Raw genomic sequence first — 6,002 nt, 5'->3', positions numbered from 1 at the left:
CTAGTGGCCCCCGGGGGGGTTTTTGGCGGGGGGGGGGGGGGGGGCGGCGCCGCCCCCGGGCCCCCCCCCCCCCCCCCCCCCCCCCCCCCCCCCCCCCGCGGCGGGGCGCGAAGCCGCCGCCGGCGCCGCGATCGCGGCGGAGCTGTCCGCCCCCCCCGACTTCGCCGACAGCCTCGCCGCCTGGCTGCCCGTGGCGCGCGCGGCGCAGGACCGCGCGGCGGGCGAGGCGCGGCTGGCGGAACAGGCGGTGGAGGCCGCGCGCGGCACGCTCGCCGCCGGGCGCGCCCGCGCGCGCGCGGTCGAGATGATGCTGGAGCGCAAGGCGGCCGAGGCGCGGGCCGAGGCGCTGCGGCGCGAACAGGGCGTGCTGGACGAGGCCGGGCAGCGGCCGCGCTGAGGGGCGCCCGCGCTCAGCCCGGCGGCGGGGCGGGGTTCCGCAGCTTCCAGACGAAGGCGATGATCTCGGCCACCGCCTTGAAGTGCTCCTCCGGGATCGCCGTGTCCTCGTCCAGCCGATACAGCGCGCGGGCCAGCGGCGGGTTGGGCACGATGGGGATGCCGTGTTCGGCCGCCGCGGCCCGCATCTTCGCCGCCAGCGCGTCCACGCCCTTGGCGACGATCCGCGGCGCTGCGTCCTTCCCGCGTTCATAGGCCAGCGCGACGGCGTAGTGCGTCGGGTTCGTCACCACCACCGTCGCGGTCGCCGTCGCGGCCAGGGTGCGCCGCCCGCTGCGCCGCCGCGCCATCGCGCGGCGATGCGCGCGCAGGTGCGGGTCGCCCTCGTTCTCCTTCAGCTCGTCCTTCAGCTCCTGCCGGCTCATCCGCAGCTTGCGGGCGTGGCGCAGCCGGACCCAGAGCAGGTCGAGCGCCGCCACCCCCGCGGTGGCGGCGAGCGCGGCCGAGAACAGGCTGCCGAGCCGCGCGGCGACCGTGCCGGTCAGCTGTTCCGCCCCCTGGCCCAGCGTCGCGGCCAGGCCCGCCAGGTCGCCCGCGCCCGACCAGAGCGCGACGCCGACGACGCCGAGCTTCACCAGCGACCGCGCCAGCTCCTCGATCCCATGCGTGCCGAACAGCCGCTTCGCCCCGGCCAGCGGGCTGACCTTCGACGGGTCCGGCACCAGCGCCTTGCCCGAGACGAGGAAGCGGGTCTGCAGCAGCGTCGCCGCCACCGCGCCCGCCGCCGCCAGCCCCGCCACGCCGATCGCCGCCGGCGCCGCCGCCCGCAGCAGCTCCGCCGCCGCCTCCCCGGGCAGGCGGGCCGAGGCGGCGGCGAACAGCTCCTGCGACGCCTGCGCGAGCGCGAGGCCGGAGGATGGGGCGAGCATGGCCAGCCCCAGCGCCGCGCCGCCGAGCGAGGCCATCTGCACCGCCTCGCGCGAGAGGGCCACGTCGCCGTCGCGCCGCGCCTTCTCCAGCCGCTGCGGCGATGCGGCTTCCGTCCTGTCCTCGGCGTCGGGCGCTTCCTCGGCCATGGCTCAGCCGAGGCCCGGCAGCGCGGACCAGGCGGCGCGCGCCGCCTCGCCCCAATGGGACAGGATGGCAGGCAGCAGCAGCGCCAGCAGCGCCAGCCCCGCGATGGTCTGCGCCGGCGCGGCCACCACGAAGACCTGCGCCTGGGGCGCGACGCGCGACAGCAGCCCGGTGGCCACCTGCGCCAGCACCGACAGCACCAGCAGCGGCGCGCAGAGCTGCACGGCCAGCGCGAAGCAGGCCGCGACCCCCTCGGCCAGCGCCTGCGCGGGCGCTTCCGCCGCGAAGGGCGCGCCGGCCGGCAGCACGGCGTAGCTCTCGGCCAGCGCGCGCAGCGGCAGCGCGTAGAGCCCGCTGGCCAGCACCACCGCCGCCGCCGCCAGCCCCATCGCCTGGGACAGCGCGGTGCCCTGCGCGCCCATGGCGGGGTCGGGGGCGATCATGCTGGACAGGCCGATGAACCCGGCCGCGAGCTGCCCGGCCATGGCCAGCGCGGTCGCCACCAGCCGCGCCAGCAGCCCGATCCAGGCGCCAACGGCGAGTTCGCCGGCCACCAGGCGCAGCGCCCCGGCCGCATCGTCCGGCGCGGGCGGCATGGCGGGCGCGAGTGCCGGCAGCAGCAGCGGCACCAGCGCCAGCACCAGGCCAAGGCGCACCGGCATCGGCACCGCCGCCTCCCCCGTGCCCGGCAGCAGCATGCCGCAGGCGCCCAGCCGGCAGACCAGCAGCATCGCCGCGAAGGCGAGGTCGGCCGGCGCCAGTTCGGTCACGCCGCGCCGCCAACGGCCATCATGCCGCGCCGCCAACGGCGACGATGCGGTCGAACAGCATCTCCGCGAAGCTGCGCAGCACCGACATGCCGGCGGAGCCGCCGAGCAGCAGCGCCACGCCCAGCACCAGCATCTTCGGCACGAAGGCCAGCGCCGCCTCCTGCACCTGCGTCAGCGCCTGCAGCAGCGCCACGACGAGGCCCACCGCCAGCAGCGCGCCCAGCAGCGGCCCGCCGATCAGCAGCGCGGTCCACAGCGCCTGCTGCCCGGCGACGGCGATGGCATCGGATTCGGTCATCCAGCGCCGCCTCCTGCGGCTTCGCACGCGGCCGCGGCGGCCGCGCGGGGACTTGGCCGGCGGGAGATCCCGCCGGCCGGTGGGGTCAGATGTTCATCCGCATGACGTCCTGGTACGCCGAGACGACGCGGTCGCGCAGCGCCACCGCGGTCTGCAGCGCCAGTTCCGCCCGCGCCACGGCCAGCACCACCTCGGTCGTGCCGGCCCCGCCGGTGAGGCCGGCCTGGGTCGCCGCGTCGGCCGCGCGCGCGCTGTCCGCCACGCCGGACATGGCGCGGCCCAGCGCGGCCTCGAACCCCTCCCCCGCCGCGCCGATGCCGGCGCCGGGCGCGCCCGCGGCAGTTGCGCCATAGGCGCGCAGCGCGGTGCCGATGCCGCCGACCGCGGTCATGACCGCAGCGCGTCGATGGTGCGCTGGAGCATGGCGCGCGTCGTCTCCAGCACCGAGAGGTTGGCGCCGTAGCTGCGGCTGGCTTCCCGCATGTCCATCATTTCCACCAGGCTGTCCACGTTCGGCGTGCGGACATAGCCGCGCGCGTCCGCGGCCGGGTGGGCGGGCTCGTAGCGTTCCGGGAAGTCGCCCGGGGCGGTGCCGATGCGGGTGGCCTGCACGCCGGTGACACCGGTCGCGCGGTCCAGCCGGGCGGCGAAGGTGACGGTCTTGCGCCGGTACGGGTCGGCGCCCGGGGCCTGGCCGGTGGTGTCGCGGTTCGCCAGGTTCTCCGCCACCACGCGCAGCCGCGTGGACTGCGCGGCCATGCCGGCGGCGGACACCCCGATGGCGCGGTCAAGGTCCATGTCGTCGCTCCTCAGCCGTTGCGCCCGAGCGCGGTGCGGAACATCGCGGCCCAGCGGCGATGCAGGCTCAGCGCCAGCGCATGGGCCTGGTCGGTCTCGGCGACCTTCAGCGCCTCGCGGTCGAGCGAGACGGCGTTGCCGTCCGGCGCCGTCTCGGCCGCGCGGTCGCGCTTCGTACGGCTGCCGCCGGGGGTGTCGAGGTGGCGGGGCGAGGTGCGGGCCAGCTCCGGCTGCGCCCCGGCCAGGACCCGCGCGAAAGGCGTCGCGTCGCGCGGCTGGTAGCCGGGGGTGTCGGCATTGGCGATGTTCTGCGCCAGCACCCGCTGGCGCTGCTCGAGCCAGGCGAGGCGGCGTTCCGCCAGCGCCATCGGGCCGGTGCGTGTCGCGTCCATGGGCGCCACCCTGGGCGGCAGCTGCAACGCGGGTGTTAACGGCTCAGCGCAGCGCGCGCAGTTCCTCGGTGGCGGCGCGGGCGCGGGCCACCTCGCGGCGCAGATGCGCCGCGTCGTTGCCGCCGGGGGCGGGCGGGGCGATCGCCGCGAAGGCCTCGGCGAACTCGCCCTCGCTCATGCGGGTGGCGAAGCGCGTGCGCAGGGCGGCAAGCCCGGGATCGTCGCCCGCCAGCGTCAGGAATGCGCCGAGGCGCAGCACCTCGCGCCGGGTCGCCGGCGCCAGCGCGCCCGCTTCCGGCGCCGTCCGGGCCAGGTGCTCGCCCATCGCCGCGGCCGCGCCGGCCCAGTCGCCGCTGCCGGCCAGCAGCTCCGCCAGGCGCGGTGCTCCCTCGGGGCCGAGCCCGCGCAGCACCCCAGCGGCGCCGGCGACGTCGCCCAGCCGCTGCCGCGCGGTGGCTTCCGCCAGCGCGCGGCGCAGCCCGGCCTCGCCCGGCAGGGCCGCGCCGGCGCCGGTGGCGCGCAGCGCCTCCAGCGCGCCGGCCGCGTCGCCATCGGCCAGCTTCGCCTCGGCCAGGCGCAGCGACAGCCCGGCGCGGTCCACGCCGCGGTCCAGCGCGCGGGTCAGCAGCGTCGCGGCCTCGGTGGGCAGTTCCAGCGCCAGCAGCCGGTCGGCGATGCGCGCCAGCGCGGCGTCGATCCGCGGGTCGGCCGGCAGCGTCGCGTGGTGCTCGGCATGCAGGCGCGTCGCCTCCTGCGGCGGGGTGGCGGGGTCGGCGATCACGCCGGCCACCGCCGCGGCCAGCCGGTCCCGCAGGGCGTCGGCGGCATCGGGGAACAGCGCCTCCGTCTCCCGCAGGAGCGCGAGCGCGCGGGCGGGCTCGCCGGCCTCGAGCCGCAGTTCCGCCGTGCGCAGCCGGCGCGACAATTCCCGCTGGTCGCCGCGCCAGGCGGCGATGGCGCGGTCCATCGCGCCGGCCGCCGCTGCGGCATCGGCGGCGCCGCTGGCCAGCTGCAATTCCGCCATGCGGCCCAGCGCGCGCGCGCGCGCATCCTGGTCGCGCCCCTCGGCCAGCAGGCGATAGGCGTCGAGCGCGGGGCCCGCCTCGCCCTTCGCCTCCGCCACGCGGGCGCGGGCGAAGCGGCCGAGCGGCGTGGTGTCGACCGTGGCGTCGCCCGCGATCAGCGACGCGGCGGCCTCGCCCTCGCCGGCCTCGGCCAGGGCGATGGCGGCCTGCGGCAGCAGCCGGGCGCGGAGCGGCGCGGGATAGGTGCGCAGCAGCGGGGCGGCGGCGCGGAAGGCGGGGGCGGCGCCGGGCTCGCCCGCGGCGGCGGCGGCCAGGCCGCGCCACAGCGCCGCCTCGCCGTCCGGCGGCAGGCGCGGATCGGCCAGCGCCTCCCCGGCCTCATCCAGCCGCCCCGCCAGCAGCGCGGCGGCGCCCGACAGCAGCAGCGCATGCGGCCGGCCGGCCAGCCGCGGGTCGTCCGCGACGGCGACCTGCACCGCCGCCTGCGCCTCGAGCCCGAGGCCGAGGGACAGCAGCGCCTCGGCCAGTTCCAGCCGCAGCGGGCCGCGCGCCTGGGCGGGGGCCGCGGCGATGCGCGCCTGCAGGTCGCCCCAGCGCGCGACCAGCCGGCCATGCGGCATGTCGTGCAGCCACATCTGCCGCGCGATGGTGGCCCCCGCGCCAAGGTCGGCGCCCGGTACGGCCGCGACCGACAGCGGCCCGACGGGCGCGAGCGGCACCACGAACCCGTCCGGCGCGCGGCGCAGCACCACCTCGTCCGACCGGAGCGCGAGCGCGACGCCGGCCTGCGTCGGCAGCACGTCGAAGGCGACGAAGCGCTGCTGCGCGGGCGTCGCGCGCAGCGGGCCGGACAGCGTGCCGACCAGCATCAGCCCGTCGGTCAGCGGGTCCGGCACGGCGACGACGCGCCCGGGGCGTTCGGCCCGCAGCAGCAGCCGCGGGTCGCCTTCCGTGCTGCGGGCGATGGCGACGGGCGGCGGCGGCGCGGCGGCGCCGAGCAGCCATCCCGCCCCGTCGCGCAGCAGCGCGAGCCCGGCCGGGCTCGGCAGGCGCAGCACCGTCGCACCCGGCACCTCCACCAGCTCGGCCGCCGCCATGGCGGGGTGCAGGCGGCGCAGCGCGGGCAGGTCGGGCTCGGCGTTGTCCTCGAAAACCAGCAGCAGGCTGTCGCCGCGCAGCAGCGCGGCGCCGGCGCCGGCGAAGGGAAGGCGGATCGTCGCGGCGGCCACGGCGGCCGGGCGGGGCGGGG

At 79.0% G+C, this 6,002-nt stretch carries 8 protein-coding genes; 1 reads left to right on the top strand and 7 read right to left on the bottom strand.

Translation table 11 applies throughout. The annotated features are described in order from the left end of the window. Nucleotides 1-190: 190 nt before the first annotated feature. Nucleotides 191-397 (top strand): flagellar FliJ family protein, encoded by a 207-nt coding sequence (locus ACK8OX_RS25135; protein WP_430667039.1) that lies wholly within the window; start codon nucleotides 191-193, stop codon nucleotides 395-397. A gap of 13 nt (nucleotides 398-410) precedes the next feature. Here the strand turns inward: ACK8OX_RS25135 and ACK8OX_RS25130 are convergent, their stop codons facing one another. From ACK8OX_RS25130 to ACK8OX_RS25100, 7 genes are all read right to left on the bottom strand, one after another. Further along, the gene (locus tag ACK8OX_RS25130) at nucleotides 411-1,472 is read right to left on the bottom strand and encodes an EscU/YscU/HrcU family type III secretion system export apparatus switch protein (RefSeq protein WP_430667038.1); all 1,062 of its coding nucleotides are present in this window, start codon (nucleotides 1,470-1,472) and stop codon (nucleotides 411-413) included. A 3-nt stretch (nucleotides 1,473-1,475) separates the two neighbouring features. After that, nucleotides 1,476-2,240, bottom strand: a complete 765-nt coding sequence (locus ACK8OX_RS25125) for a flagellar biosynthetic protein FliR (protein ID WP_430667037.1) — start codon at nucleotides 2,238-2,240, stop codon at nucleotides 1,476-1,478. 19 nt (nucleotides 2,241-2,259) lie between these two features. Then, nucleotides 2,260-2,538: a flagellar biosynthetic protein FliQ gene (locus ACK8OX_RS25120; protein WP_430667036.1), complete on the bottom strand. Its 279-nt coding sequence runs from the start codon at nucleotides 2,536-2,538 to the stop codon at nucleotides 2,260-2,262. Between the two features lie 85 nt (nucleotides 2,539-2,623). Then, nucleotides 2,624-2,929 carry a flagellar hook-basal body complex protein FliE gene (locus ACK8OX_RS25115; protein ID WP_430667035.1) on the bottom strand — a complete coding sequence of 102 codons (306 nt, stop codon included), beginning with the start codon at nucleotides 2,927-2,929 and terminating at the stop codon, nucleotides 2,624-2,626. After that, complete coding sequence (gene flgC, locus ACK8OX_RS25110) at nucleotides 2,926-3,336, bottom strand: flagellar basal body rod protein FlgC (protein WP_430667034.1); 411 nt, start codon at nucleotides 3,334-3,336, stop codon at nucleotides 2,926-2,928. Before flgC ends, ACK8OX_RS25115 begins: the two co-directional genes overlap by 4 nt. A gap of 11 nt (nucleotides 3,337-3,347) precedes the next feature. Then, nucleotides 3,348-3,728 carry a flagellar basal body rod protein FlgB gene (locus ACK8OX_RS25105; RefSeq protein ID WP_430667033.1) on the bottom strand — a complete coding sequence of 127 codons (381 nt, stop codon included), beginning with the start codon at nucleotides 3,726-3,728 and terminating at the stop codon, nucleotides 3,348-3,350. 43 nt (nucleotides 3,729-3,771) lie between these two features. Beyond that, nucleotides 3,772-6,002 (bottom strand): hypothetical protein (locus tag ACK8OX_RS25100; protein ID WP_430667032.1); only part of this gene is annotated, 2,231 nt, incomplete at its 5' end.

Source organism: Falsiroseomonas sp. CW058, assembly GCF_050563535.1.
Lineage (GTDB): Bacteria > Pseudomonadota > Alphaproteobacteria > Acetobacterales > Acetobacteraceae > Falsiroseomonas.
This window is presented reverse-complemented; position numbering and strand designations above follow the sequence as displayed.

Excerpts from the sequence above, each read along its gene's own strand:
- ACK8OX_RS25105 (WP_430667033.1), bottom strand. The coding sequence starts at position 3,728 with ATGGACGCGACACGCACCGGCCCGATGGCGCTGGCGGAACGCCGCCTC.
- ACK8OX_RS25115 (WP_430667035.1), bottom strand. The coding sequence starts at position 2,929 with ATGACCGCGGTCGGCGGCATCGGCACCGCGCTGCGCGCCTATGGCGCA.
- ACK8OX_RS25120 (WP_430667036.1), bottom strand. The coding sequence starts at position 2,538 with ATGACCGAATCCGATGCCATCGCCGTCGCCGGGCAGCAGGCGCTGTGG.
- flgC (WP_430667034.1), bottom strand. The coding sequence starts at position 3,336 with ATGGACCTTGACCGCGCCATCGGGGTGTCCGCCGCCGGCATGGCCGCG.
- ACK8OX_RS25130 (WP_430667038.1), bottom strand. The coding sequence starts at position 1,472 with ATGGCCGAGGAAGCGCCCGACGCCGAGGACAGGACGGAAGCCGCATCG.